Source organism: Delftia sp. WSY_7 (genome assembly GCF_043104845.1).
GTDB lineage: Bacteria > Pseudomonadota > Gammaproteobacteria > Burkholderiales > Burkholderiaceae_C > Comamonas > Comamonas tsuruhatensis.
On sequence record NZ_JBICLB010000005.1, the window covers coordinates 434,915 to 460,947 of the forward strand.

The window sequence follows — 26,033 nt, forward strand, 5'->3', positions numbered from 1 at the left end:
TCGCCATGACACCCTGACAGCTCTACCCTCGCAAACATCGCCATCAACGGCGGACAGCACATCCACTGATGCTGACGACGTTCACACGGGGCGCAGCTGAAAACATTTCAGAACTTCATAGACACCGCCACGCGCATATTCCGCGCCTCCCCGTAGTACGACGAGGTCGAAACCCCTTGGTACTTGCGGTCGAAGACGTTGTAGAGGTTGGCCGAGACCGTGAGCTTCGGATTGATGGCGTATTGCACCATCAGGTCGGCCACAGCATAGCTTTTCTGCTCGACACGGCTGACGTTGGGCAGGCCCAGGAAGGAGAGGTCGCTCCAGGTGCCGCTTTGCCAGCGCACGCCGCCGCCCACGGTCAGGCCGTGGCCTATGTGAGGCAGGCGGTAGGTGGTGAACAGCTTGAGGGTGTTGCGCGGGATTTCGGGGTTCAGGCGGTTGCGCTCGGCGTCGCGCGCGATGTTGCGGGCAAAGCCGACGGAGGCGTTCCAGTGGCGGCGGATTTCGCCGGTCATCTCCACCTCGAAGCCATGCGTTTCGGCGCCCTTGACGGCACGGTAGGCCTGCTCGCCATTGGGCGCGTAGCTGCCCGTGATGGCCTGGGCCACGTTGTCCTGCAGCAGGCGGTAGACGGCGGCGCCCACCTGCAGGCGCTTGTCCAGCAGCTCGCCCTTGAGGCCCAGCTCGTAGCTGCGGCCCAGGAGGGGATCGAGCTTTTTGCCGTGGATGTCCAGGCTGCTCTGCGCCTGGAAAATATCGGTATAGCTGGCATAGGCCGACCAATCGCGGCCCACGTCCAGCACCAGGCCGGCGAAGGGCGTGAGCTTGCCGTTTTCGGCCATGGCGCTGCCGCTGGTCTCGCCGCTGGCGAAATCGGTGTAGCTGTCGCGACGCTTCCAGTTCGTGATGCGTGCGCCCGCGATGACGGACAGCCGGTCCGTGGGGCGCAGCTGCAGCGATCCGTAAGCACTGCTGCTGCGTTCCACGGCCGCGCTGCGGCCTAGTACCGGGTTGTCGGGCTGCACCGGCGTGCGGCCATCCCAGGTGAAGAGGTTGTCTATGGTGTTGTCCCAGCCGGGGAAGGCCCAGCGGCCATGCGAGCCGCTGTCGTTGCGCGTGCGTGCCACACTGGCGCCGAAGGCGGCCTGGTGCTGGCGTCCCAGCAGCTGGAAGGGACCGGAAGCCGTGAGGTCCAGCGTGTCCTGCCGAGGCCGCCCCGTCCACCAGGCGGCCCACAGGCCGGCACCTGCGCCGGTGGTGCGGTCCACAGGCTGTTCATTGGTCCAGCCCGGAATCTCGTCATAGCTGCTGCGGTCGAGCGTGTAGATGGCCTTCAGGCGCCAGTCGCTGGCCATGCGGTGTTCGAGCGAGGCGAAGACGCTGCGGTAGTCCCGCCGTGCCGAGGCCCAGCGCGCGCCCGAGGACGCGGAGCGGCTCCAATCGATGCGCGTGCCATCCGTGTAGAAGAAAGGCCGGCCCCCACGGCCTACGCCAGAAGCGTCGTAGTCCTGCGCGGAAAAGCCCACGGTGGCCAGCGTGGACGGCGACAGGTCAGCCTCCACCACGCCGTACAGCGAGCGGCTGCGGTCCTGCTCGTAGTCGACCTTGGAATGGCGGTTCTGCGATACGGCCACGATGCGCCCGCGCACCGATCCGGAGGCGTTGAGCGGCGATGACAGATCCACCTCGGCACGTGCGAAATCCCAGGAGCCTGCCGTGAGCCTGGCGCTGCCCTGGAACTCGGCCGTGGGCAGCTTGCGCACCAGGTTGATGGTGGCGCCGGGCGTGCCCGCGCCGCTCATCAGCCCCGAGGCGCCGCGCACGACTTCGACGCGGTCGAACATGGCCATGTCGCTGGTCTGGAAGATGGCCGGGTAGTCGCTGAACAGGCGGTTGACGCCATCGACCTGGAAGTTCTTGATCTGAAAGCCCCGCGCGAAGAACTGGTTGGTGTCGCCGCCCGTGGGACCGTACTGCGCATAGCTCAGGCCCGTGGTCTGGCGGGCGATGTCTTCCTGCAGCACGATGCCCTGGTCGTCCATGCGCTGGCGCGTGATCACGCTGACCGACTGCGGCGTCTCGCGCAGCGACAGGGACAGGCCCGTGGCGGCCCGCGATTCGCTGGCGGCGTAGGACTGCGTGCCCTCGGTGACGGCGCTGCGCTCGACCTGGGCGGTGACGCGCACCTCGGCCAGCGTGGCCGCGCCGGTGGGCGTTCCCACGGCCAGGGACGGTCGCACCACAAAGCCGCCGCCCTCGCGCGGCAGGGCCTGCAGGCCCGTGCCGGCCAGCAGCGCGGACAGGGCCTGGTCCACGGTTCGATCACCCTGCACGCCGGGGCTGGTCCTGTCTGCGGTCTGGGCGGTGGAGAAGGACAGCAGGATGCCCGCCTGGGCGCCAAAGCGATTGAGCGTGGCGGTCAGCGGCCCGGCAGGAATGTCGTAGCGCTGCACTGCCTGGGCGTGGGGCTGTGCCTGTGCGTGGGCCTGCGCCGGGGCAAGCACCGCCACCAGCGGCAGTGCCAGAACGGCGGGGCGCAAGGCCTGCCGCAGTTGAAATGCCAGTCGTGTGGCGCGAAAAGTCGGGTGATGGCCCATGGTGTGCGTGTCCCTCGGTCCTGGATGGTTGGCAATGGAATGCGGGCGCAGGAAAAAGCGCTTCATCTCCATTGCCCCGCGAGACGCGAAAAGCGATCAGCCAGGATCGACAAGAGCCAGGAAATCAGGCCGGCTCGACCACCACCCAGTAGCGCGTGGCCGTGCGCAGGCGCACCGGCAGGGTGGCCAGCAGCATGGCCAGCACCTGGTCGGTGTCGGCCAGCGGATAGGTACCGCTGACGGGCAGCTGCGCCACGGCGCCATCGCAGCCCAGGTGGCCGGGCCGGTAGCGCGACAGCTGGTCCAGGAACTCGGCCAGCGGCATGTCCTGGGCCACCAGCATGCCGCGCGTCCAGGCTGCCAGGGCCGGATCGGCGGGCCCGGCCGGCGTGGTGGCCTGAGCGTCGAACTGCGCCTGCTGGCCTGTTTGCAGCAGATGGAGGTGGCCGGGCCGTTCGCGGGGCGCGATATCCGTGGCGCCTTCAAAGACCGCAACCCGGCTGGGCCCCTGGCCGCGCTGGCGCACGACGAAGCGCGTGCCCAGGGCACGTATGCGGCCATGGCGGGTTTCGACGAGCAAGGGCGGCGCACTATCCTTCAGGCCCTGGGCCGTGGCCACCTCGATGTCGCCGCCGCGCAGGCGCACCAGGCGCTGCTGCGGGCTGAAATCCAGGTCGACCGCGCTGTCGGCATTCATCTGCAGCTGGGTGCCGTCCGGCAGGCGCAGGCTGCGCCGCTGGGCCGTGCCCGTGCGCAGGTCCGCCCCCAGGCTGGCCAGCCAGTCGCCCGAGGATGCCGGACCTCTCCATGCCACGGCACAGGCACCCGCGCCCGTGAACAGCAGCACGGCCAGGCTGCGCACCGCCAAGCGCCGCCCGCGCCCGCGTGCCGTGCGCGCGGCCTGGGCCAGGGCCACGCTGGCCGGCGTACCGGACAGCGGCTGCAGGCGTGCGCCCATGGCCTCTATGCGCAACCAGGCGCGCTCATGGTCGGGATGGGATTCGCGCCAGTGCTGCAGGCGCTGCACCAGCATCTCGCGCGTGCCGGCGCTGTGATCATCGGACTGCAGCTCCACCAGCCATTCGGCGGCCTGCTCGCGCACCGCAAGAGGAATGGGCAGGCTCATGCGCCGTCGTCGTCCAGAAAGCAGACTTGCACCACGGCCCGCGCGATATGGCGGCGCACGGTGGGCACGGAAAGGCCCAGTTCAGCCGCGATGTCGGCCTGCCTCATGCCGTCGATCTGCGACAGCAAAAAGGCCTGGCGCACGGGCAGTGGGAGCAGGGCCAGCAGGCGGTCCACCTCGACCAGGGTCTGCAGCACGATGGCGCGGTGCTCGGGGGACGGGGCCACGGCCTCGGGCATGAGGGCCAGGGCGTCCAGATAGGCCTGCTCCACGCAGCGCTTGCGGTAGAGGTTGGCGGCCAGACCCTGGGCAATGGTCATCAGCAGGGCACGCGGTTCGCGAATGGCCTGGATCTCGGCGCCGCTACGGCCCAGCAGGCGCACATAGGTGTCCTGGGTCAGATCGGCCGCATCAAAGGCATTGCCCAGGCGCTTGCGCAGCCAGCCCAGCAGCCAGCCGTGGTGGTCGGAGTAGAGAGTGGCGACATCGGGAACAAGGGCGCGGTCGGCGGCGGGCATGGGAAAGCGGCACGAGTGAAGCAGGAGGAAAGGCACCGGGGCAATATGCAGCGGCAAACAAGAATGCTTCTTATTTTCATTGTATCCAAATCCTACATCGTCATTGCACCAACCTGCGCACCAACGCCTGAGTGCGGACGCTCGGCGCGAACACCATCGTGGGCTGATTCCACCTTCGTTGAAACCAGTCGGAGCGACGGCATTGAGTCGACAGGAATCAGCGGTGCAGCGCGAAATGGGGCCTTCGAGGCGAAGCACGGCGCACCGAAGAATCGACTGGCCACTTCCAAACGGTGAAGCGGTCGTCCAACAATGGAAGCCTTCAACGGCCGGTGTTGGTCGTCCCTGTCACTCTCGCTTTGCACAGTGAAGGGCGTAGATCAGCCTGAGGCCATCGTTAGAAAGTCTGCAGTTGCCAACTGCTCCGCAGCGATTGCTGCTGCTCACGGCCACCTCGTGACCTATCAGTTGCAGCCACATGGTGGTCATCCAAGCTTCAGGGCTGGCGGCATCGCCAGATGCTTCGCTCCTCATCCGCACCCGACCTGGTGAAGCTCCCCTTTAGGACTGGCCCGTCATCGTGCCACGAAGGCGGAGCTTTTCTCCCTCTGACCTCAGAGGTCACCAGACGTGGCTTCGGTCTCGTTCGCGCCTGATCAAGGACAGTCACTCTGCACGGCTGGCTGATCTTGGGTGCGCTCAGCACCACGGCCAGGGCGCCTTCGATGCGACGTCAGGTCACAGCCCGCAAGGCTGCATGGTGATTCAGCGACAGCCTTTCGCCGGAAGTTCTGTGTGCTCCTGCAGGCTGCGCTTCGCCGCTGGCCAGCGCGGGCGCGCCCCGAAAAAACTAAAGATCAGTGGCGGAAAAGCTAATGGGTAGTGGCGTTCCGCACTCCGCGCCGGATGTGCCGTCTTGCGGCACATCCGGCCCTACCCCTTGAAACCTGGCCGAATTGCCTTATTATTAGCACTCGTTGGGTATGAGTGCTAACAATCCTCTGTCCCACATTGCTTCGAATGCCGGCCCGCCGGGCCGGCAAGTCTTTGTTTCAACTTTGTTGATGATTTAGGAGTTGGTATGAACCTGCGTCCCCTGCACGATCGCGTGATCGTCAAGCGCCTCGAAAACGAAACCAAGACGGCTTCGGGCATCGTGATCCCCGACAACGCCGCCGAGAAGCCCGACCAGGGCGAAGTGCTGGCAGTGGGTCCCGGCAAGAAGAACGACAAGGGTGAAGTGATCGCCCTGAACGTGAAGGTCGGCGACCGCGTTCTGTTCGGCAAGTACAGCGGCCAGACCGTCAAGGTCCATGGCGACGAACTGCTGGTGATGAAGGAAGACGACCTGTTCGCGGTCGTCGAAAAGTAATCCACGCGCTTCGAAACCGCACTTTCCAACTGAATCCGGAGAATTGAAATGGCAGCAAAAGACGTAGTTTTCGGCGGCGAAGCACGCGCCCGCATGGTTGAAGGCGTGAACATCCTGGCCAACGCGGTCAAGGTCACGCTGGGCCCCAAGGGCCGCAACGTGGTGCTGGAGCGCTCCTTCGGCGCCCCCACCGTGACCAAGGACGGCGTGTCGGTCGCCAAGGAAGTGGAACTCAAGGACAAGCTGCAGAACATGGGCGCCCAGCTCGTGAAGGAAGTGGCCTCCAAGACCAACGACATCGCCGGTGACGGCACGACCACCGCCACCGTGCTGGCACAGGCCATCGTCCGCGAAGGCATCAAGTACGTGGCCGCCGGCCTGAACCCCATGGACCTCAAGCGCGGCATCGACAAGGCTGTCGCCGCCCTGGTGGAAGAGCTGAAGAAGCAATCCAAGGCCACCACCACCTCCAAGGAAATCGCCCAGGTCGGCTCGATCTCCGCCAACTCCGACGAATCCGTGGGCAGCATCATTGCCGAAGCCATGGACAAGGTCGGCAAGGAAGGCGTGATCACCGTTGAAGAAGGCAAGTCGCTGGCCAACGAACTCGACGTCGTCGAGGGCATGCAGTTCGACCGCGGCTACCTGTCGCCCTACTTCATCAACAACCCCGAAAAGCAGGTTGCCCTGCTGGACAACCCCTTCGTGCTGCTGTTCGACAAGAAGATCAGCAACATCCGCGACCTGCTGCCCACGCTGGAAGCCGTGGCAAAGGCCGGCCGTCCCCTGCTGATCATTGCAGAAGACGTCGAAGGCGAAGCCCTGGCAACGCTGGTGGTCAACACCATCCGCGGCATCCTGAAGGTTGTGGCTGTCAAGGCTCCTGGCTTCGGCGACCGCCGCAAGGCCATGCTGGAAGACATCGCCATCCTGACGGGCGGCAAGGTCATCGCTGAAGAAGTGGGCCTGGCGCTGGACAAGGTGACCCTGGAAGACCTGGGCCAGGCAGTGCGCATCGAAATCGGCAAGGAAAACACCACCATCATCGACGGTGCTGGCCAAGCTGCTGAAATCGAAGCCCGCGTCAAGCAGATCCGCATCCAGATCGAAGAAGCCACCAGCGACTACGACCGCGAAAAGCTGCAAGAGCGCGTGGCCAAGCTGGCCGGCGGCGTGGCCGTGATCAAGGTCGGCGCTGCCACCGAAGTCGAGATGAAGGAAAAGAAGGCCCGCGTTGAAGACGCCCTGCACGCTACCCGCGCTGCTGTGGAAGAAGGCATCGTGGCCGGCGGCGGCGTGGCTCTGCTGCGTGCCAAGCAAGCCGTGGGCGAACTGAAGACCGGCGACGCCGAGCAGGACGCCGGCATCAAGCTGATCATGAAGGCCATCGAAGCGCCCCTGCGCGAAATCGTGGCCAACGCCGGTGGCGAGCCCTCGGTGGTGGTCAACGCCGTGCTGAACGGCTCGGGCAACTACGGCTTCAACGCCGCCAACGACACCTACGGCGACATGCTGGAAATGGGTATCCTGGACCCGACCAAGGTGACGCGTACGGCCCTGCAGAACGCCGCTTCCGTGGCATCGCTGCTGCTGACGACCGAAGCCATGATCGCCGAGTCCCCCAAAGCTGAAGGCGCCCCCGCCATGCCCGACATGGGCGGCATGGGTGGCATGGGCGGCATGGGCATGTAATTGCCCGCCGCAACCGGGCAGGCCTTGCGCCATACCCGGTTTGCCCCGCAAGAAAAAGGCCGCCCTCGGGCGGCCTTTTTCATTGCATGAACGCTGTTGCCGATGTCCTCAGGACACGGCCTGGCCCCAGGCCCGGCCCAGGCGCGCCACGGCCTCGGTGATCTGGGGCACGGTGGGCGCCGCATACGACAGGCGCATGCACAGGCCGGCCTGCTGCGCCGCCTCGGCCGGGAAGAAGGCCTTGCCTGGCACATAGAGCACGCCCTGCTCCACAGCGGCCGTGAACAGCGCCCGGGCCAGGGCCTCGGGCTCGCCCGCATGCCGTTGTGGCGGCAGCAGCTGCGCCCAGACGAACATGCCGCCCGCAGGCCGCACGAAGCGGATCTGCTCGCCCAGGGCCGACTGCATACCCGAGCACAGCGCATCCATGCGCGCCGCGTACTCGGCGCAGGCCTGGGCCAGCTGGGGTGCATAGCGGCCCGAGCGCAGATAGTGCGCGGCGATCATCTGCGCCAGCGGCGAGGTGCACAGGTCGGCCGTCTGCTTGGCGATGGTGCAGCGGCGCAGCAATTGGGCGTCGGCCAGCATCCAGCCGATGCGCAGCGCCGGTGCCACGGTCTTGGACAGGCTGGACAGGTAGACCACGGGGTTGGACTGGGCGCCGCACTGCGCCAGGCCTGTTTCGTAGATCGACGGCTCGCGCTGGCCGGTAAAGCGCAGCTCGCCATAGGGATCGTCCTCGACGATGGCAAAGCCGTGCTGGCGCGCCAGCGCCACCAGGGCCTCGCGCCGCGCCGCGGGCAGCAGCGTGCCGCCCGGGTTGGAGAAGTTGGGCACGGTGTAGAGCAGCTTGGGGCGGCGCGCATGGGGCCACTGCGCCAGCAGGCTGGCCAGGGCACCGGTGTCCAGGCCGTGTTCATCCGTGGGCACGGCCACGACCTGTGCCTGGGCCAGCTTGAGCGTCTGCAGCGTGGCCGGGTAGGCGGGCACCTCGACCAGCACCGGATCGCCAGGCTCCACCAGCACCTTGACCAGCAGGTCGAAGGCCTGTTGCGAGCCCGTGGTCACGATCATGTCGGCCGGCGTGCAGGCAATGCCGCGCGTGGCGCACAGCGCGGCCAGGGCTTCGCGCAGCGGCAGCTGGCCTTCGCTGGCGCCGTACTGCAGGCTGGCGGCAGCGTCCTGCTGCAAAGCGGCCATCGCGGCCTGTTGCAGGCCTTCGGCATCGAACAGGCTGGGCGAGGGATAGCCGCCCGCCAGCGAGAGCATGCCGGGGCGGCTCAGATAGGGAAACAGCTCGCGTATGGGCGAGCCTTCGGGATGTGCGAACAGCGGGTTGAACAGATGGGCGGTGGGCGACTGAATGCCCAGGTCTGCAGTGCTCATGAAGGCCTCTTGCGGCTTTGCAAAAAACAAAGGGGCGCGTGCACAGGCCTGGCGCCTGCGCATGCGCCCCGGGAAAGGGGATACAGGGTGGATGCCGGCCAAAGCCGGCATCCAGGCAGCCGGTCAGGCCACAGCCTGGGCGGCCTGGGTGCGCAGCGCGCTGCGCAGCTGGTCGATGGAGCGCTGCTGCGCCTGCTCGTACAGCGTGATCTCGTCATGCACGCGGGCACCCAGGTCGGCCTCGAAGGCCTGCTGGGCCGCATGGGCCGCGTACTGCTTTTGCTCTTCGCCGCCCAGATTGGACTGGAAGATGCCGGCCGCGCTCACGGGCAGGAAGTCTTCATAGACGATGGGCTCGGCCTGGGCCAGGCCACGGGCGATCAGGGCGTCCAGGTCCGAGGCGGCGGCCGCGGCGGCCTCGCCTGCGGCCAGGGCGGCTCCCTCGTCGCTCAGCGTGAAGCGGTAGAAGGCCAGGTCCTGGCGGCGCAGTTGCTCATGGGTGTCGGGGAAAGCCTCGAAGACCTGGGCCAGGCGGCTGCCGTAGTCGGGTGCGGCACTGCCCGCGCTGCCCATGTCGCGCACCTGGGCCAGCAGCTGGTCGTAGAGCGCGCGGCCCTTGCGCGTGAGCGCAACGCCGCGCTGCTCGATCTCGCCGAAGCGCGCCGTGTGCGAGCCTGCGCCCGTGGCATCGCCGGCAAAACGCACGGTCTCCTTGAGCGCCTTGAAGCTGGTCTGGCGCAGCAGGATGGGGCAGGCACGGCGCGGCGGGCCTTCGACCACGTCCTTGGCGTCCATGCCGCGTGCGGGCATGGCGGCCTGGGCTGCATCGATGTCCAGGGTGCGCGGCGTCAGGTGGTTGATGTGCGGGCCCTTGAAGCAGACCACGTCGGCGATCAGGCGGTGGGCCTTGTGCAGCGCGTCGTAGGTGGTGCCGTCCACGGTGGACTCGCTGTGCCAGCGGAAGGTCTCCAGCGCCTCGCCGACGAATTCATCGGCCTCGGCATCGGTGAGGCCGCCGTTGGCCTCGGACTGGGCGATCAGCGCCAGCGCGCGCTCGGTGAAGATGTTGCGGCGCGCCAGGATGGCGGCGGCCTGGGCGCGCAGCGCCTCGTCGGCGATCAGGTCCAGGCGCAGCAGCGAGGTGAAGACGCGGAAGGGATTGGCCAGCAGCGCGGCATCGCTGACGGGACGGAAGGCCGTGGAGTGCACAGGCACGCCGGCCACCGACAGGTCGTAGTAGCCCACGGGCTCCATGCCCATGATGGCGAACAGGCGGCGCAGCATGGACAGCTCGGCGGCCGTGCCCACGCGGATGGCGCCGTGGCGCTCCACGCCCAGGCGGGCCAGCTCGCCACTGCGCTGCATCCGGGCCAGCAGCTCAGGCTCGGCCTGCAGGGTGCGCTGGTTGATGTCGGCCACGAGCTCGATCAGCGTGCCGTACTGGGGCACTTCATCGCGGTACATCTCGGACATGGCGCTGGAAAAGCGCGCGCGGATCTCGTCGGAAGGCACGAAGGCGTTGGCGGACGTAGAGGACATGGTGCTCGTGGGGACTGATGGTGGGGCCGCAGATCAGCCTGCGGCATGGTGAATTCCTGGCATGCATGCTAGGTCTGCGCCTTGAGCCTGGTCAAACGATAATCGGGCCCATAGGTCATTCCCAAACAGAATGCCCCTCCCACGATTGCCCCACCGCTCCCTGCCATGCTGCTGTCCCGCCGTTTCCTGCCCCCCATGTCCCTGCTGTGCGCCTTCGAGGCGGCGGCCCGGCACCAGAGCTTCACGGCAGCTGCGGCCGAGCTGCACCTGACGCAAAGCGCCGTCAGCCGCCAGATCCGAGCGCTGGAGGAGCGGCTGGAGGCAGAACTCTTTGTGCGCGAGCGCCAGACCGTGCGCCTGAGCCCGGCCGGCCAGGCCTATGCGCAGGAAATCCGGGGCGCGCTGATGCGCATCTCCACGGCCACGCTGGGCTTTCGGGCCAACCCGCGCGGCGGCAGCCTGAACCTGGCCATCCTCCCCACCTTCGGCACGCGCTGGCTGGCGCCGCGCCTGCCGCAGTTCTTCAGCGCCCACCCGGGCATCACCATCAACCTGACGACGCGGCTGTCCCAGTTCGACTTCCAGCTCGAAGCCGTGGACGCCGCCATCCATTTCGGCCTGCCGCACTGGCCGGGCGCCGAGCTGGCCTTTCTGATGAGCGAGACCGTGGTGCCTGCCTGCAGCCCCGCCCTGCTGGCCCAGCATGGCTTTGCCCAGCCCCAGGACCTGCTGCAGGCGCCGCTGCTGCACCTGGCCTCGCGCCCCGATGCCTGGCAGCGCTGGCTGTCCGTGCACCATGCGCCCATGGCCGAGGGCCAGGGCATGCTGTTCGACCAGTTCGCCACCGCCGCCCAGGCCGCCATCGCCGGCGTGGGCGTGGCCTTGCTGCCGCGTTTTCTGATCGAGCGGGAACTGGCCCAGGGCGATCTGGTGCGTGCCCTGCCCCATCTGCCCGAGATGGAAAGCGCCGAGCGCTACTACCTGGCCTGGCCCACGAGCCGCGGCAACTACCCGCCGCTGCAAAGCCTGCGCGAGTGGCTGCAGCAGGCAGCCCAGGATTTCATGCGGGACGGCCCGCAGCCCTGACGCCTGCAGCGCCTGCCACCAGCGCCTGCAGCGCGGCCACCGGAAGCTGCCCGGCCAGGCCGATGGCCACGATGGCGGGCACCTGCTGCTGCGCGGGCGCTGATGCGGCACGCAGCCGGCCGCTGCGCCCGGCAAACTGAAGCTCGCTCCACTGGCCCGCCCCGGTCTGCACCACGCCCTTGAGCCGCAGCACGCCAGCCGGCATGGCCTGCAGCCACGCCTGCAAGGCCGTCTCGCACAGCCCCCCGGGCGGCTGGCAGGACCAGGTCTCGAACTGCCGGCCATGCAGGGGGCGCGCAGTGCTGGCACCCCATGAGACCTCCCGCGCACCACGCAGCAGGGCTGCGCCACTGAGCAGCTCCACGGGCACCCGGGCTTCGCGCACATCGCAGCGTTGCGCGGCTGGCGCGTGGCTGGCTATCCAGCCGTGCACGCGCTCCAGGGTCCGGGCATCGGCCAGATCGGTCTTGTTGACGATGACCAGATCGGCACGGGCCACCTGGCGCTGCAGCGTGTCGGCCAGCAGCGGGTCGGCCGCCTGCCCGGGCAGGGCAGCGGCATCGACGACCACGATGACGCCGTCCAGCGCCAGTGCGGGATCGGCCAGGCCCAATTGGGCGATGCGCCAGGGGTCGGAGACGCCGCTGGCCTCGACCACCACGGCGTCGAAGCGCTCGCGTTGCTGCAGCACGCCGATCAGGGCCATGGACAGGTCATCGCCGATCTGGCAGCACACGCAGCCATTGGTCAGCGCGATGGTGTCGCCGCTGTGGTCCTTGATCAGGCCTGCATCGATGTTGAGCGCGCCGAAGTCGTTGACCAGCACGGCCAGCCGCTGGCCATCCGCATGGCGCAGCCAGTGGTTGAGCAGCGTGGTCTTGCCGGCGCCCAGGAAGCCGCCGATGACCGTGAACGGCAACCGCTGTCCCATGTCATGCCGCCTTGAAGACGCGCCCCGACAGCACCGTGCCCCAGACTCTGAGGTCCTTGAGCACCATGGGGTCCAGGGACAGCGGATCGTCCTCCAGCACGCAGAAGTCGGCGCGCTTGCCGCATTCGATGCTGCCGATCTCGTGGTCCAGCTTCAGTGTCCAGGCCGCGCCCAGCGTGACGGCATGCAGGGCCTGGGCCACGGTCAGGCGCTCGGCCGCGCCCAGCACGCGGCCTTTGGGCGTGATCCGGTGGACCGCGCACCAAGCGGTGAACAGCGGCCCCAGCGGCGTGACGGGCGCATCCGAGTGAATGGCCAGCGGCACGCCGGCAGACAGCGCGCTGGCGCAGGCATCGAGCCGCATGGCGCGGTCCGGCCCCATGGTCATCTCGTAGTGCTGGTCGCCCCAGTACCAGAGGTGGTTGGCGAACAGGTTGGCGCACAGGCCCAGCGCCGCCATGCGGCGAAACAGCGGCGCATCGATCATCTGGCCATGCTGCAGCGTGTGGCGATGGTCGGGCCGGGGGGCGCGGGCCAGCACGCGGCCTATGGCGTCGATGGCGGCCTCGCTGGCCTCGTCGCCATTGGTGTGCGTATGGATGAGCAGGCCTGCGCGGTGGTAGGTCTCGAAATCGGCCTCGTACTGCGCGGGCGCGGTGACCCAGATGCCATTGGGCGCGCCGTTGTAGTAACCGGGCCAGCGCAGGCGTGCCGAAAAGCCCTGGATGGAGCCGTCCAGCATCATCTTGACCAGGCCGTAGCGCAGCCGGTCGGTGTTGCGCGCCATGAGCGTGCGCACATGCTCGGCACCGGCCTCGGCGCCATGCGTGCCGTGGAAGGCCTGGAAGGCGGGCAGGATGCGGATGGGCACCTGGTCGTCGCCCAGCGCGGCCTCCAGCACGCGGCAGTCCTGCTCGCCCAGCCTGTTGACCAGGTCGGTGGCCGTGGTCACGCCCTGGCGGCAGGCCAGGCGGGCGAAGGAGCGCACGCCCGCCTCGGTCATGGGCGCCAGCAGCCCGGCGTTGCCGATCTTGCGCAGCACCAGGAACATGGCGGCCGGTTCCTGCAGCTCGCCCGTGGGCTCGCCGGCCAGGGCGTGGCCGGGTGCAAAGCGCACCACGCCCTCGACCTCGTTGTCGCGCGTGATCTCGGCCAGGCGCAGCATGGCGCTGTTGACGTTCATCAAATGGCCGTTGGCATGCGAGATCACGACGGGACGGCCTGCGGCGGCCCGGTCCAGGTGCTCCACCGTCATGCGCTCGCCGCCGAAGTAGATGGGATCGAACCCCCAGGCGATCAGCGGCTGTCCGGCCGGCAGGCCCTGCGCATCCATGCGCGCCGCCACCTCGGCCAGGCGGTCCACCACGGCATCCATGGAGCGCAGGCCGGGCCAGGTCTTGCCATCGGGGTCTCGCCGGTCGAACCAGCCCGTGTATGTCCAGTCCCACATGCTGCCCTCCTTGAGGTGGCAGTGGCCCTCCACCAGGCCGGGCAGCAGCACCTGGTCGGCAAAGCGCTCGTCGATGCGGCATTCGCCCCAGGCCGTGCAGCGCGCGAGGTCCCCGACCGCGAGGATGCGCCCGTCGCGCACGGCCACGTGCGTGGCCTCGGGCTGCATGGGGTTCATGGTGATGATCTTGCGGGCGGCGTAGACAGTGATGCTCATGGTGACGGGTGCTCCGGGTTCACAGGGCCAGCGGCGCGCGCGGCACGCCATCGATGTGGTCCACGCGGATGCAGCGCACCCAGTGGCCGGGGGCGGCTTCGCGCAGCGGTGGCGTCTCGGCCGAGCACGCAGGCACGGCCACGGGGCAGCGCCCGGCGAAGCGGCAGCCCGCGGGCGGGTCGATGGGACTGGGCGGGTCGCCGGCCAGCCCGATGCGCCGCGCCGCGCGCTCACGCCCGCCGCGCACCGTGGGCACGGCCGACATCAGGGCCACGCTGTAGGGATGCAGCGGCCGCGCGAAGAAGGCCTGGCGCGGTGCGCGCTCCACGATCTGGCCCAGGTACATGACGGCGATGTCGTCGCAGATGTGCTCGACCACGGCCATGTCGTGCGAGATGAACAGGTAGCTCAGGCCCAGCTCGCGCTGCAGCCGCGCCAGCAGGTTGAGGATCTGGGCGCGGATGGCGATGTCCAGCGCCGACACGGGCTCGTCGCAGACCACGAGTTCGGGCCGCGTGGCCAGGGCGCGCGCGATGTTGATGCGCTGGCGCTGGCCGCCCGAGAACTGGTGCGGGAACAGCTGGCGCTGCTCGGGCCGCAGGCCGACCTGGGTGAACAGCTCGGCCACGCGCGCCTCGCGCTCGGCCGGCGTGCCCACGTCCATCAGGTCCAGCGGAGCGCGCACCGCATCGCCCGCGCGCTGTCGCGGATTCAGCGAGGAGAACGGGTCCTGGAACACGATCTGCATGCGCCGCCTCGCCTGGCGCAGGGCCTCGCCCGACAGGCCGCCCAGGTCGGTATCGCCCAGCTGCATGCGGCCCGCCGTCACGGGCGCCAGGCGCATCACGGCCAGCGCCGTGGTCGTCTTGCCCGAGCCCGACTCGCCCACCACGGCCAGCGTGCTGCCGCGCCGCAGGCTGAAGGACACGCCGTCCACGGCCTTGACCACCTCGGGCCTGCCGAACAGGCCCTTGCCCGGGCGCGGAAAGTGGACCTGGAGATCGTCCACCTGCAAGAGGGTATCGTCCATGCGTGCGTTCATGCCAGGGCCTCCGTATGGGCTCGGATGCGGGAAGCGGGAGCGTGCAGCCAGCAGGCCACGCCGTGGGATGGATCATCCAGCGCGACCAGCGGCGGCGCCTCGCTGGCGCAGCGCGGCTGGGCCTCGCGGCAGCGCGCACGAAAGGCGCAGCCGCTGCCCAACTCCCAGATCGAGGGCACGACGCCGGGGATCTCGGGCAGCTCGGTGCGCCCGCCTGACTGGCTGCTGCCCAGCTCGGGCAGGCAGGCGATCAGGCCGCGCGTGTACGGATGGGCGGGCGCTGAAAGCACCTGCTCGCAGCGGCCCTGCTCGATCACACGGCCCGCATACATGACCATGACACGGTCAGCCATCTCGGCCACGGCTCCCATGTCGTGCGTGATCAGCACGATGGCCGTGCCCTTGTCGCGCTGCAGCTCGCGCAGCAGGTCGAAGATCTGCGCCTGCACGGTCACATCCAGCGCCGTGGTGGGCTCGTCGGCGATCAGGATGTCGGGCCGGCAGGCCAGGGCCATGGCGATCATCACGCGCTGGCGCATGCCGCCCGACAGCTGATGCGGGTACTCGTGCACGCGCCGCTCGGGTGCGGGGATGCCGACCTGCCGGAGCATCTCCACCGCGCGCTGGCGCGCGGCGCCCGCGTCCAGGCCAGCGTGCAGGCGCAGCGGCTCGGCGATCTGCTCGCCCACGGTGAGCACCGGGTTCAGCGAGGTCATGGGCTCCTGGAAGATCATGGAGATGCGGTTGCCGCGCACCTGGCGCATATGGGCCTCGCCGGCGGCCACCAGGTCCTCGCCCTGGAAGCGCACCTGCCCGCCCGTGATGCGGCCCGGAGGCGAGGGAATGAGGCGCAGCAGCGCCAGCGCCGTCATGCTCTTGCCGCAGCCGGATTCGCCGACCACGCACAGGGTCTCGCCCGCGCGCAGATCGAAATCCACGCCGTTGAGCACCGTGGCCTGGCCGCGCCAGCCCTGGAAGGCCACGCGCAGGCCGCTGACTTGCAACAGGGGGGTGTCGGTGTCCATCAGCGCTCCCTCAGCTTGGGGTTGAGTGCATCGTTGAGGCCATCGCCGATCAGGCTGACGGCCAGCACGGTGACGAAGATGGCGGCACCGGGAAAGGCCACGGCCCACCAGCACGACAGCAGGTATTGGCGGGCCGACCCGATCATCAGGCCCCAGCTCATCTGGTTGGGGTCCCCCAGGCCCAGGAAGGACAGGCCGGCCTCGAACAGGATGGCGGCGCCCACGGCCAGCGTGGCCGACACCACCAGCGGCGGCAGCGCATTGGGCAGGATCACCTTCCAGATGATGCGGCCGTGGCGCGCGCCGATGGCGCTCTCCGCGCGCACGAATTCAAGCTGGCGGATGCGCATGAACTCGGCCCGCGTGAGCCGCGCCGTGGCCGGCCAGCTCACGCTGCCGATGGCCAGCGTGACCGTCACCAGCGAGGGCGAGAACAGCGTGACCACCACCATGGCGAACAGGAGCGCAGGCAGCACCTGGAAGAACTCGGTCACGCGCATCAGCAGCGCATCGACGCGGCCGCCGTAGTAGCCCGCCATCGCCCCCAGCGTCACGCCGATGCACACCGACAGCAAAGCCGCGAAGGCGCCCACCATCAGCGTGGCGCGGCCGCCGTGGATGATGCCCGTGAGCACGTCGCGCCCCAACTGGTCGCTGCCCAGCCAGGCCTCCTCGCTGAACGGCGGGCTCAGCGGCATGGTGCGGATCTCGAACGGGTCCGCAGGCCAGATCCAGGGGCCGGCAATGGCCACCAGCAGCACGATGAGCAGCATGGCCATGCCGGCAATGGCCGAGGGGTTGCGCAGGAACATGCGCAGCGCTTCGCGCGCCGGGTGCTCGGCATGGGCTGCGGCCTGCGGCGCCGCGACGCTCGCCACGGACACGGAAGGTGGTGTGATGGCATTCATGGTCTCAGGCCGCCTTGATGCGGGGATCGATCAGCCGGTAGCACAGGTCGGTGACGAGATTCATCACGACCACGACGATGGAGGAGAACAGCAGCACGCCCAGGATGGTCGGGTAGTCGCGCCGCAGCACCGAGTCGAAGGCCAGCCGGCCCAGGCCCGGCCAGTTGAAGACCGTCTCCACGATGATGGCGCCGGCCATGACGTTGCCGAACTGCAGGCCCAGCATGGTCACCACGGGCAGCAGCGCGTTGCGCAGCGCATGGCGGTAGAGCACCACATGCTCGGCCAGCCCCTTGGCGCGCGCCGTGCGGATGTAGTCGGCGCCCAGCACGTCCAGCATGGACGAGCGTGACAGCCGGCTGTACTGCGCCAGGTAGACCAGGGCCAGTGTCAGCGCGGGCAGCACCAGGTGCCGGGCCACGTCCAGCAGGTCGGCAAGGCCTGCGCCGCCTGCGGCATCGGCCGAGCGCATGCCCGACACCGGCAGCACGGGCCACCAGGAGGCAAAGGCCAGCACCAGCAGCATGCCGGTCCAGAACACGGGCGCCGCAAAGCCCACCAGGGACAGCACGGTGATGCACTGCGACAGCAGGCCGTTGGGCCGGCGCGAGGACAGCACGCCCAGCAGCGTGCCCACCACGAAGGCCGTGAGCACGGCGGCCAGCACCAGCAGCAAGGTGGCGGGCACGCGCTCGGCAATCATCTGCGCCACCGGCAGGTTGAAGAAGTAGGAGTAGCCCAGATCCCCGCTGGCCACGCGCGCCAGGTAGATGCCCAGCTGCACGGGCAGCGGCCGGTCCAGCCCGTAGCGTGTGCGCAGCTCGGCCATGAGCTCGGGCTCCATGCCGCCGCTGGCGCCGGCAATGGTCTCCACGGGATCGCCGGGCGCCGCATGCACCAGCATGAAGTTCAGCACCACCACGGCCAGCACCAGCGCCAGGCCCTGCAGCAGCCGCTTGAGGAGTGTGCGAAGAAAAGCCATGGACTGCACTCCCCGACTACTTCAGAAAGATCTCGTCATAGGGCGAGGCCGGCCCCCAGACCGTGGTCGGCAGGTTGCCCACATTCTTGCGCGCGGCCGTGTGGTAGGGCGAGTTGTTGATGAAGATCACGGGCAGCTCGTCCGTCACGGTCTTCTGGAAGGCCGCATAGAGCTTCTTGCGCTCGGCCGTGTCCAGCGTGCTGCTGGCCGTGTTCAGCAGCTCGTCCACCTTGGGATTGCGGTAGGACTGGGTGTTGGTCCAGACCACGGGCTTGATGTTGGTGGACAGGTAGCTGCGGTGCACGCCGATGACCGGATCACCCCAGTTGAAGACGATGTCCATGGACAGGTCGAAGTCATGCGTGGCCAGGCGCCGGGCCCAGGCCGGGAAGTCGGCCGAGGCCCGCACCTCGACCGCGATGCCCACCTTCTTGAGCTGGGCGCGCACGTACTCGGCCACGTTCTTTTGCTGCTCGTCCGTGCCCGGCAGGTAGTCGATGGTGATCTTGAAGCGCTCGCCGTTGGCGCCGGGCTTGAGGCCGGCCTCGTCCAGCAGGGCCGCCGACTTCTTGAGGTCCAGCGGATAGCGCACCAGGTCGGCCGAGGCAAAGGGGCTGGCCGCCACGATGGGGCCGTCGGCCACGGTGGCAAAGCCGCCCATCAGCGCCTTGGTGATGAAGTTCTTGTCGATGGCATGCGCAATGGCCTTGCGCACACGCACATCGTCCAGCGGCTTCCTGTCGGTGTTGATGGCCAGCCAGTTGATCGAGCCTATGCCCTCGAAGCCCTTGCCGGTCAACGTGATCTGGGGATTGGTGGACAGGCGCTTCAGGTCGATGGAGGCCTGCAGGTAGGGCACCATCTGCACGTCGCCGCGCTCCAGGCTCAGCAGCAGGCTGGAGGAGTCGGGCACGATGTTGAAGACCAGCTTGTCCAGGTAGGGCCGGCCGGGCAGGAAGAATTTGTCGAAGCGTTCCATCACGATGCGCTGGCCCGCGCGGAACTCGGTCAGCTTGAACGGCCCCGAGCCCACCACGTCGGCGCTGTTGCGCGCATGGGTCTTGAGGTCGCTGCCGTCGCCATAGATGTGCCTGGGCAGTATGGGCGCCAGCGCCGGGCTCATGGCCAGCAGGATGGCCGGATGCGGCGCGCTCATGCGGATGATGGCCGTGTAGGGGTCGGGCGTGTCCACCTTCTCCACGGGCCCCAGCATGGTCTGGAACGGATGGTTGGCCTTGATGGCCATGATGGAGAAGGCCACGTCGGCCGAGGTGATGGGCTTGCCGTCGTGGAACACGGCATTCCTGCGCAGGTTCAGGGTCAGCGACTTGCCGTCCTCGGCCAGCTTCCAGGACTCGGCCAGGTAGGGCTGGGGCTTCCACTGGTCATCGAAGCGCAGCGGGCTGGCGAACAGCTGGGTGGAAGGCATGGCCGTGGCAATGCCCGATTGCACGGCGCCGTTCAGGTGCCGTGGCACCTGGGTGCTGCCCACGATCAGGGTGCCGCCGCGCTGCGGCTCCTGGGCCTGGGCCTGCAGCGGCGTGGCCGCCAGGCCCGCCAGCGCGCCAGCCAGGGCCAGGGCCGCCAGGGCGCGGCGTCGGAAAGTGATGGTGTGCATGGACTGTCTCCCTCGTTGGATCGCCAGGCCGCGCGGCTCGCTGCCTTCAATCCAGAATACGCAACAAGGGCGCGGGCCGCGGGGGCCACAGCCGTCCAAACGTAGGAGCCAGAGGCCCGGTGTTTACCCGCGTCGGCCGGCCCAAACCTTTACTTGCCCGCACCCGCACCGCAACATGGCGCCGACCGCGCGCCCTCTGCACGGCCGCGCCAAGCACGCCCCCCGATTGCCTCCGTTGCGCCATGAGCACCCCTTCCGCCACAGACCCACGCCACCAGTGGGCCCGCCTGTTCGCGCTGCCCGAGCAGCCCGGCCTTCCCCTGAAGGACCGCCTGCGCCTGGCCCTGGTCCAGCCCATCCTCGAAGGCCGCCTGCCGCCCGGCGCGGCCATGCCGCCCTCGCGCGAGCTGTCGCGCCTGCTGGAGGTGTCGCGCAATACCGTGACCACGGTCTACGAGCAGCTCGTGGATGAAGGCTTTCTCGAGGCCCGCCCGCGCAGCGGCGTGTTCGTGGCCCGGGATTCGCGCCTGGCTGGTGTGGACGGCGCCCTGGCCCTGCCTGCGGCAAGTCCCGGGGAGCCCGCACCAGACTGGTCTGCACGCGTGCTGCGCTCGCTGACGGACAGGCACACGCTGTCCAAGCCGCTGCAGTGGCGCGAGTACCCCTACCCCTTCGTATACGGCATGCACGATCCCGCGCTGTTTCCCACCGAAGGCTTCCGGGAATGCTGCACGCGCAGCCTGGCGCGCGCCCAGCTGCCGCACTGGACGCCGGACTTCGAGACCGACGACGTGCCCGACCTGATCGAGCAGATCCGCCTGCGCCTGCTGCCCCGGCGCGGGGTGTTCGCGCTCAAGGAAGAGATCCTGGTCACCGTGGGCGCGCAGCAGGCCTTCTACCTGCTGGCCGACGCGCTGCTGGACCCCTCGCAGCGCCTGGGCTTCGAGGAGCCCGGCCACCCGCATGCGCGCAACACCTTTTCGCTGCGCCGCCCGCACTGGGTGCCCGTGGCCGTGGACGAGGAAGGCGTGGTGGTCGAGGGCCTGCCGCCGCTGGACTATCTGTTCGTCACGCCCTCGCACCAGAGCCCCACCACCGTGACGCTGAGCCTGCAGCGGCGCGAGCAACTGCTGCGCCGCGCCGAGCAGGGCGATTTCGTGATCATCGAGGACGACTACGAGGCCGAGAACCTCTACCATGGCACGCCCATGCCCGCGCTCAAGAGCCTGGACAAGGGCGGGCGTGTGATCTATGTGGGGTCGCTGTCCAAGAGCCTGTCGCCCGCGCTGCGGCTGGGCTATATCGTCGCGCCGCGCGCGCTGATCGACGAGTTGCGCGTGCTGCGCCATGCCATGGTGCGCCACCCCAGCGCCTTTCTGCAGCACGCCTATGCGCTGTTCCTGTCGCTGGGCCACCATGAGGCCCATGCGCGCCGCGTGAACCAGGCCATGCTGGAACGCGTGGCGCAGGTGGACCGCTCGCTGCGCGCGCACCTGCCGGATTTCATCTTCCGCCAGCCCCAGGGAGGCGCGTCGCTGTGGGTGCAGGCGCCGGCCTGGCTGGACGCCGATGCGCTGGCCGCCGTGGCGCGCCGCCACGGCGTGCTGATCGAGGCGGGCAGCGCGTTCTTTGCGACGCCGCGCCAGCCCTGCCCCTTTTTCCGGCTGCGCCTGTCCTCCATTGCCACCGATCAGATCGATGCAGGCATTGCGGCACTGGCACAGGCGGTGGCCGAACTGGCCCGGTCGCGATGACCGGGTCCGGGCCCGTGGTCACTGCTGCGCGTAGGACTCCAGCGGCTTGTCGTTGGGCTTTTGCAGCAGCTGCTTGAGCATGTCGCTCATGGGCAGGTTCAGCGGGGCATTCTTGGGCGGAATGGGCTGCACGAACCACTTGTCGTAGATCTTCGCCACTTCGCCCGAGGCCATCATGCCCACCAGCACGTCGTCCACGGCCTTCTTGAAGGCGGGATCATCGCGGCGGAACAGGATGGCGATGGGCTCGGAGCCCAGCACCTCGCCCACGATCTTGAAGCCTGCAGGGTTCTTGGAGTTGGCGATGACGCCGGCCAGCAGGTTGTCGTCCAGCACGAAGGCATCGGCACGGCCCGATTCGAGCATCAGAAAGCTTTCGAAATGGTCCTTGCCCAGCGAGGTGGGCAGGTTCACGCCATTGTCGCGCCCGTACTTGCGCAGCAGCTGCACTGCGGTCGTGCCGGCCGAGGCCGCCACGGGCTTGCCGTCGAGCTGCTTGAAGGAGGTGATGCCCGAGTCGGCACGCACGGCCATGCGCACCTGGCTCACGTAGGTAGTCACGGCAAAGGCCACCTGCTTTTGGCGAGCGAGGTTGTTCGTGGTCGGGCCGCAGCCGATGTCCACGGTGCCGTTCTGCACCAGGGGCATGGTGTTCTGCGAGGTCAGGGCCATGTACTCGATCTTGGCCTTGGGCACGATCTGGGCCAGCACCTTCTCGCACAGCTCCACGTGGTAGCCCACGTACTTCTGCGTGGTCCCGAAGGCATAGGCCATGGGCGCCGAGCTTTCGCGCACGCCCATCACCACCTTGCCTGTGCTCTGGATCTTGTCCAGCGTGCCGGCCGCCTCCTGTGCATGGGCAGCGCCAGTTGCCGCCACCACACATGCCATCGCCACATGGGCCAGTACGAATCGCATCGAGGGTCTCCTTGGATAGTTGTTGCAGGTCCGAAGGCGCGCTGCGCCTCCACCCTGCCGAGCCGCCGTCACTGGCTGCATGCAAGCAGGGCCGCCGTCAAGGCGATTGCATCAACTATCGAGCAATCAGGCGCCTGTGCATAACGATGAAATGGAAGAAGGTCATGCTCCACCCACATGACCCGGCACCCTGCTGGTGCGCCGCGGGGGCCACAGGCCCGCAGCGCCCGGTCAGCCGGCCGACCCTGCCGCAAGCCGGTGCATGAGGCCCTGCGTCGAGGCATCGACGCCCTGCCAGTCGCCGCTGTCCTGGCGCGCATGCAGCTGGCGCGCCAGGTGCTTGCCCAGCTCCACGCCCCATTGGTCGAAGCTGTTGATGCCCCAGACCGCACCGGCCGAGAAGACACGGTGCTCGTACAGTGCGATCAGGGCACCCAGCGATGCCGGATCGAGCTGCTGCAGCAGCAGGAAGCTGCTGGGCCGGTTGCCCGCGCAATGGCGCTCCGCACCCTCGCCGTGGCGCCCCTCCATCAGGGCCTGGGCCTGGGCAATGGCGTTGACGACCAGGCTCTGGTGATGGGCGCCCAGGTATTTGCCGCCGTCGCGCAGCGCGATGAATTCCACGGGAATCACGTCCTGGCCCTGGTGCAGCATCTGGAAGAAGGCATGCTGGCCATTGGTGCCGGGCTCGCCCCATATCACGGGCGCCGTGCGCACGGGCAGTGCCTGCCCGTCGCGCGTCACGCCCTTGCCGTTGCTCTCCATCTCCAGCTGCTGCAGGTAGGCGGTCAGCCGCCGCAGGCCATGGCTGTAGGGGGCAATGCAGCGGCTGGAGAAGCCGCAGAAATCGCGGTACCAGACATCCAGCAGGCCCAGGCGCAGCGGCAGGTTGCCCTCCACGCCGGAGGAAAAGAAATGCGCGTCCATGGCATGGGCGCCGTCCAGCAGCGCACGGAACTGCGCCGCCCCGATGGCGATGGCCACCGGCAGGCCGATGGCCGACCACAGCGAAAAACGACCGCCCACCCAGTCCCAGAATCCCAGCGTGCGGCGGATGCCGAAGTCGGCTGCGGCCTGCACATTGGTGGTGAGCGCCACGAAGTGCCGGTCGATGGAGCACGCGGCCAGCGGGTCCTCGCTGCCGCCCTGCTCCAGAAACCACCGGCGCGCCGAGTGCGCGTTGAGCATGGTCTCGGCCGTGGTGAAGGATTTGGAGGCGATCAGGAACAGCGTGCTGTGCGGGCGCACGCGGCGCAGCACATGGCCCAGCTCATGGCCATCGACGTTGGAGACGAAATGGAAATTCTTGCCCGCATCGACCCAGTCCTCCAGCGCATTGACCACCACTTCGGGGCCCAGGTGCGAGCCGCCGATGCCGATGTTCACGATGTCGGTGATGCCCTCGTCGCCACGCACCTGCTCGGCCAGGGCCAGCATGGCATCCAGCGTCTCGTGCACCTGTGCCAGCGCCTCGTGCATGGCCGGCTGCCACTGCTGCACGGTGGCGCAGTGGCGCAGCTGGCCGCCGTCACGCGGCATGCGCAGCAGCCAGTGCATGACGGCGCGGCCCTCGGTGCAGTTGACGGGCTCGCCGGCCAGCATGGCGTTGCGCTGGGCCAGCACGCCGGCCTGCTGCGCCAGCTCGCGCAGCAGCGTCTCGGTGGCTTCGGTCCAGAGGTTCTTGGACAGGTCGGCGAAGACATGCGGGGCCTGCTGGCTCAGCGCGTCCAGCCGGCCCGCGTCCGCGGCAAAGGCCTGGCGCAGATCCAGGGACCGGATGTCTTCGTTGAAATGGCGTTCAAGTACCGACCAGGCCGGCAAGGTGTTGCACAAAACGGGCAAGATCTTCATCCAATCAGTCTGCGGCCTGCTGCATCAATGCTTCGAGCTTGCGGGTGTCGGCAGCGAAGGCGCGTATGCCTTCGGCCAGCTTCTCGGTGGCCATGGCGTCCTCGTTGAGGGCCAGGCGGAAACCGGCCTCGTCGTAGTGCACGGGATCGAGGGCCAGGGTCCGCGCGGCCTCGGGGTCCAGGGCGCGCGCCAGGGGCGCATCGCTGGCGCCCAGCTGGGCCAGCAGTTCGGGGGCGATGGTCAGCAGGTCGCAGCCCGCCAGCGCCACGATCTGGCCCGTGTTGCGAAAGCTCGCGCCCATGACCTCGGTGGCGATGCCGAAGTGCTTGTAGTGCTCGTAGATGGCGCGCACGGAGCGCACGCCGGGATCGTTGGCGCCGGCCATGGCGGCCTCGTCCCACTGGGCGCCGGCCTGCTTCTTGTACCAGTCGTAGATGCGGCCCACGAAGGGCGAGATCAGCTGCGCCTTGGCCTGTCCGCAGGCCACGGCCTGGGAGAACGAGAACAGCAGGGTGAGGTTGGTGTGGATGCCGCGCAGCTCCAGCTGGCGTGCGGCCTCGATGCCTTCCCAGGTGGAGGCGATCTTGATGAGCACGCGGTCGATGTGCACGCCTTCGGCCTGGTACAGCTCGATCAGGCGCTCGGCACGCGCCACGGTGGCCGAGGTATTGAACGACAGGCGCGCATCGACTTCAGTGGAGACACGGCCCGGAATAGTGTTCAGGATCTCGCAGCCGAAGCGCACCAGCATGCGGTCCATGACCTCGTCGAGGCTGCGGCCCTTGTACTGGGCCACGGTGGCGCGCATCAGCGGCGCGTACTCGGGCTTTTGCACCGCCTTGAGGATGAGCGAGGGATTGGTGGTCGCATCCCGCGGCTGGAACTGGGCCAGTTGGTGGAAGTCGCCGGTATCGGCCACCACGGTCGTGTACTGTCGAAGCGCATCAAGCTGGTTCATGGAACATCCTTTGGGCGGGAGCCTGGCGAGGGGCGGCATCGCACCAGGGCGGTGCGGTTGTACCGGCAAATCCTTCGAGTGTATGCGCCCGCATGGTTTGCATCGGCGTCAGGAAAGTAAGCGAAGGCTGCCGCTCATGCAAAATGCGCGCTGGACCTGCCTTGCGGCAACCGCTTCCCTTTACCCATAGAACAACGCCCACCGCCTAATGCTGGACCGCATCACCGCCTCGCTGCCCTCGCTTGCTCCCGCCGAACAACGCGTGGCCCGCCTGGTGCTGGCCGATCCACGGGCCTTCGCACGGCAGCCGGTGCGCGAACTGGCCGAGCGTGCCCACGTCAGCAAGCCGACGGTGGTGCGCTTTTGCCGCAGCATGGGCTACGACGGCCTGGCCGACTTCAAGCTCAAGCTGGCCGGCAGCGTCAGCGAGGGCGTGCCCTTCATCCACCGCAGCGTGGACACCGACGACAAGACCAGCGACGTGATGGTCAAGGTAGTGGACAACGCCGTGGCCGCCTTCCTGCAATACCGCAATGCCGCCAGCACCACGGCCATAGAGCAGGCGGCGCAGGCCATCGCCTCGACCTGGCAGACGGGGCGACGCATCGAGTTCTACGGCGCAGGCAACTCGGGCATCGTGGCGCAGGACGCGCAGCACAAGTTCTTTCGCCTGGGCGTGACCAGCCTGGCCACCAGCGACGGCCACATGCAGGTGATGAGCGCCACCCTGCTGGGACCCGGCGACTGCGCGGTGATCATCTCCAACTCGGGCCGCACGCGCGATCTGATGGACGCCGCCGACATCGCGCGCAAGAACGGCGCCACCACGATTGCCATCACCGCCAGCGGCTCGCCCCTGGCCTCGGCCTGCCACATCCATCTGGCCGCCGACCATCCCGAGGGCTACGACCGCTACAGCCCCATGGTGTCGCGCCTGCTGCACCTGCTGGTCATCGACGTGCTGGCCACCTGCGTGGCGCTGCGCATCGGCCCGGCCCTGCAGCCTGCGCTGGAGCAGATGAAGAACAACCTGCGGGCCAAGCGCTACACGTAGCACCGGC

The 26,033-nt window shown here is 68.4% G+C and carries 20 protein-coding genes; 5 read left to right on the forward strand and 15 right to left on the reverse strand.

Annotated features, from left to right (window positions below; translation table 11 throughout):
• Positions 1-107 precede the first annotated feature (107 nt).
• The 3 genes from ACF8ME_RS03315 to ACF8ME_RS03325 all read right to left on the reverse strand — a co-directional run bounded on the left by ACF8ME_RS03315 (position 108) and on the right by ACF8ME_RS03325 (position 4,244).
• Entirely contained in the window at positions 108-2,543 is a 2,436-nt protein-coding gene (locus tag ACF8ME_RS03315; RefSeq protein WP_392415223.1) for a TonB-dependent siderophore receptor, read from the reverse strand.
• Positions 2,544-2,724: 181 nt separating this feature from the next.
• Positions 2,725-3,726, reverse strand: coding sequence for a FecR domain-containing protein (locus tag ACF8ME_RS03320; RefSeq protein WP_392415225.1), 1,002 nt, complete (start codon positions 3,724-3,726; stop codon positions 2,725-2,727).
• Positions 3,723-4,244, reverse strand: a complete 522-nt coding sequence (locus ACF8ME_RS03325; RefSeq protein ID WP_392415227.1) for a sigma-70 family RNA polymerase sigma factor — start codon at positions 4,242-4,244, stop codon at positions 3,723-3,725. The genes ACF8ME_RS03320 and ACF8ME_RS03325 overlap by 4 nt, the downstream gene beginning before the upstream one ends.
• A gap of 1,081 nt (positions 4,245-5,325) precedes the next feature.
• On the opposite strand from ACF8ME_RS03325, the gene groES reads away from it, so the two are divergent.
• Together groES and groL are read left to right on the forward strand one after the other, a co-directional pair.
• Entirely contained in the window at positions 5,326-5,616 is a 291-nt protein-coding gene (gene groES / locus ACF8ME_RS03330) for a co-chaperone GroES (protein WP_016445456.1), read from the forward strand.
• A 48-nt stretch (positions 5,617-5,664) separates the two neighbouring features.
• Complete coding sequence (gene groL / locus ACF8ME_RS03335) at positions 5,665-7,308, forward strand: chaperonin GroEL (RefSeq protein WP_016445455.1); 1,644 nt, start codon at positions 5,665-5,667, stop codon at positions 7,306-7,308.
• Between the two features lie 108 nt (positions 7,309-7,416).
• Here groL and ACF8ME_RS03340 read toward each other — a convergent pair whose 3' ends face one another.
• Positions 7,417-8,694: a PLP-dependent aminotransferase family protein gene (locus ACF8ME_RS03340; RefSeq protein WP_034364479.1), complete on the reverse strand. Its 1,278-nt coding sequence runs from the start codon at positions 8,692-8,694 to the stop codon at positions 7,417-7,419.
• A gap of 123 nt (positions 8,695-8,817) precedes the next feature.
• Positions 8,818-10,233: a VOC family protein gene (locus tag ACF8ME_RS03345; RefSeq protein ID WP_392415228.1), complete on the reverse strand. Its 1,416-nt coding sequence runs from the start codon at positions 10,231-10,233 to the stop codon at positions 8,818-8,820.
• A gap of 165 nt (positions 10,234-10,398) precedes the next feature.
• Between ACF8ME_RS03345 and ACF8ME_RS03350 the strand changes: the two genes are divergently transcribed.
• Positions 10,399-11,319 carry a LysR family transcriptional regulator gene (locus tag ACF8ME_RS03350; RefSeq protein ID WP_012207461.1) on the forward strand — a complete coding sequence of 307 codons (921 nt, stop codon included), beginning with the start codon at positions 10,399-10,401 and terminating at the stop codon, positions 11,317-11,319.
• On the opposite strand, the gene ACF8ME_RS03355 is transcribed toward ACF8ME_RS03350, so the two are convergent.
• From ACF8ME_RS03355 to ACF8ME_RS03385, 7 genes are read right to left on the reverse strand one after another with little or no spacing between them, the layout of a single operon-like run.
• Positions 11,294-12,250, reverse strand: coding sequence for a CobW family GTP-binding protein (locus ACF8ME_RS03355; RefSeq protein ID WP_392415230.1), 957 nt, complete (start codon positions 12,248-12,250; stop codon positions 11,294-11,296). The two genes, ACF8ME_RS03350 and ACF8ME_RS03355, sit on opposite strands and share 26 nt — an antisense overlap.
• A 1-nt stretch (position 12,251) precedes the next feature.
• Complete coding sequence (locus ACF8ME_RS03360; protein ID WP_392415232.1) at positions 12,252-13,916, reverse strand: amidohydrolase; 1,665 nt, start codon at positions 13,914-13,916, stop codon at positions 12,252-12,254.
• Positions 13,917-13,935: 19 nt separating this feature from the next.
• Entirely contained in the window at positions 13,936-14,958 is a 1,023-nt protein-coding gene (locus ACF8ME_RS03365) for an ABC transporter ATP-binding protein (protein WP_392415233.1), read from the reverse strand.
• Entirely contained in the window at positions 14,955-15,983 is a 1,029-nt protein-coding gene (locus ACF8ME_RS03370) for an ABC transporter ATP-binding protein (protein ID WP_392415235.1), read from the reverse strand. The genes ACF8ME_RS03365 and ACF8ME_RS03370 overlap by 4 nt, the downstream gene beginning before the upstream one ends.
• Positions 15,983-16,891, reverse strand: a complete 909-nt coding sequence (locus ACF8ME_RS03375) for an ABC transporter permease (protein ID WP_047218859.1) — start codon at positions 16,889-16,891, stop codon at positions 15,983-15,985. The genes ACF8ME_RS03370 and ACF8ME_RS03375 overlap by 1 nt, the downstream gene beginning before the upstream one ends.
• Before the next feature lie 4 nt (positions 16,892-16,895).
• The gene (locus ACF8ME_RS03380; protein ID WP_012207467.1) at positions 16,896-17,873 is read right to left on the reverse strand and encodes an ABC transporter permease; all 978 of its coding nucleotides are present in this window, start codon (positions 17,871-17,873) and stop codon (positions 16,896-16,898) included.
• 16 nt (positions 17,874-17,889) lie between these two features.
• Positions 17,890-19,491, reverse strand: a complete 1,602-nt coding sequence (locus ACF8ME_RS03385; RefSeq protein ID WP_392415237.1) for an ABC transporter substrate-binding protein — start codon at positions 19,489-19,491, stop codon at positions 17,890-17,892.
• Between the two features lie 242 nt (positions 19,492-19,733).
• Here ACF8ME_RS03385 and ACF8ME_RS03390 point away from each other — a divergent pair, with 242 nt between their 5' ends.
• Positions 19,734-21,245: a PLP-dependent aminotransferase family protein gene (locus tag ACF8ME_RS03390; protein WP_392415239.1), complete on the forward strand. Its 1,512-nt coding sequence runs from the start codon at positions 19,734-19,736 to the stop codon at positions 21,243-21,245.
• A gap of 18 nt (positions 21,246-21,263) precedes the next feature.
• Here ACF8ME_RS03390 and ACF8ME_RS03395 read toward each other — a convergent pair whose 3' ends face one another.
• The 3 genes from ACF8ME_RS03395 to tal form a co-directional block, all read right to left on the reverse strand.
• On the reverse strand, positions 21,264-22,163 hold the full coding sequence (locus ACF8ME_RS03395) for a transporter substrate-binding domain-containing protein (protein ID WP_016448714.1): 900 nt from the start codon (positions 22,161-22,163) through the stop codon (positions 21,264-21,266).
• Positions 22,164-22,394: 231 nt separating this feature from the next.
• Entirely contained in the window at positions 22,395-24,014 is a 1,620-nt protein-coding gene (gene pgi / locus ACF8ME_RS03400; RefSeq protein WP_392415241.1) for a glucose-6-phosphate isomerase, read from the reverse strand.
• 4 nt (positions 24,015-24,018) lie between these two features.
• Positions 24,019-24,972 carry a transaldolase gene (gene tal, locus ACF8ME_RS03405; protein WP_392415243.1) on the reverse strand — a complete coding sequence of 318 codons (954 nt, stop codon included), beginning with the start codon at positions 24,970-24,972 and terminating at the stop codon, positions 24,019-24,021.
• Between the two features lie 208 nt (positions 24,973-25,180).
• On the opposite strand from tal, the gene ACF8ME_RS03410 reads away from it, so the two are divergent.
• Positions 25,181-26,026: a MurR/RpiR family transcriptional regulator gene (locus tag ACF8ME_RS03410; protein WP_016448717.1), complete on the forward strand. Its 846-nt coding sequence runs from the start codon at positions 25,181-25,183 to the stop codon at positions 26,024-26,026.
• Positions 26,027-26,033: the final 7 nt, after the last annotated feature.

Bases quoted from the DNA above. Each gene is read 5' to 3' on its own strand.
- ACF8ME_RS03320 (WP_392415225.1), bottom strand. From the start codon at position 3,726: ATGAGCCTGCCCATTCCTCTTGCGGTGCGCGAGCAGGCCGCCGAATGG.
- ACF8ME_RS03325 (WP_392415227.1), bottom strand. From the start codon at position 4,244: ATGCCCGCCGCCGACCGCGCCCTTGTTCCCGATGTCGCCACTCTCTAC.
- groES (WP_016445456.1), top strand. From the start codon at position 5,326: ATGAACCTGCGTCCCCTGCACGATCGCGTGATCGTCAAGCGCCTCGAA.
- groL (WP_016445455.1), top strand. From the start codon at position 5,665: ATGGCAGCAAAAGACGTAGTTTTCGGCGGCGAAGCACGCGCCCGCATG.
- ACF8ME_RS03340 (WP_034364479.1), bottom strand. From the start codon at position 8,694: ATGAGCACTGCAGACCTGGGCATTCAGTCGCCCACCGCCCATCTGTTC.
- ACF8ME_RS03345 (WP_392415228.1), bottom strand. From the start codon at position 10,233: ATGTCCTCTACGTCCGCCAACGCCTTCGTGCCTTCCGACGAGATCCGC.
- ACF8ME_RS03350 (WP_012207461.1), top strand. From the start codon at position 10,399: ATGCTGCTGTCCCGCCGTTTCCTGCCCCCCATGTCCCTGCTGTGCGCC.
- ACF8ME_RS03355 (WP_392415230.1), bottom strand. From the start codon at position 12,250: ATGGGACAGCGGTTGCCGTTCACGGTCATCGGCGGCTTCCTGGGCGCC.
- ACF8ME_RS03360 (WP_392415232.1), bottom strand. From the start codon at position 13,916: ATGAGCATCACTGTCTACGCCGCCCGCAAGATCATCACCATGAACCCC.
- ACF8ME_RS03365 (WP_392415233.1), bottom strand. From the start codon at position 14,958: ATGAACGCACGCATGGACGATACCCTCTTGCAGGTGGACGATCTCCAG.
- ACF8ME_RS03370 (WP_392415235.1), bottom strand. From the start codon at position 15,983: ATGGACACCGACACCCCCCTGTTGCAAGTCAGCGGCCTGCGCGTGGCC.
- ACF8ME_RS03375 (WP_047218859.1), bottom strand. From the start codon at position 16,891: ATGAATGCCATCACACCACCTTCCGTGTCCGTGGCGAGCGTCGCGGCG.
- ACF8ME_RS03380 (WP_012207467.1), bottom strand. From the start codon at position 17,873: ATGGCTTTTCTTCGCACACTCCTCAAGCGGCTGCTGCAGGGCCTGGCG.
- ACF8ME_RS03385 (WP_392415237.1), bottom strand. From the start codon at position 19,491: ATGCACACCATCACTTTCCGACGCCGCGCCCTGGCGGCCCTGGCCCTG.
- ACF8ME_RS03390 (WP_392415239.1), top strand. From the start codon at position 19,734: ATGAGCACCCCTTCCGCCACAGACCCACGCCACCAGTGGGCCCGCCTG.
- ACF8ME_RS03395 (WP_016448714.1), bottom strand. From the start codon at position 22,163: ATGCGATTCGTACTGGCCCATGTGGCGATGGCATGTGTGGTGGCGGCA.
- pgi (WP_392415241.1), bottom strand. From the start codon at position 24,014: ATGAAGATCTTGCCCGTTTTGTGCAACACCTTGCCGGCCTGGTCGGTA.
- tal (WP_392415243.1), bottom strand. From the start codon at position 24,972: ATGAACCAGCTTGATGCGCTTCGACAGTACACGACCGTGGTGGCCGAT.
- ACF8ME_RS03410 (WP_016448717.1), top strand. From the start codon at position 25,181: ATGCTGGACCGCATCACCGCCTCGCTGCCCTCGCTTGCTCCCGCCGAA.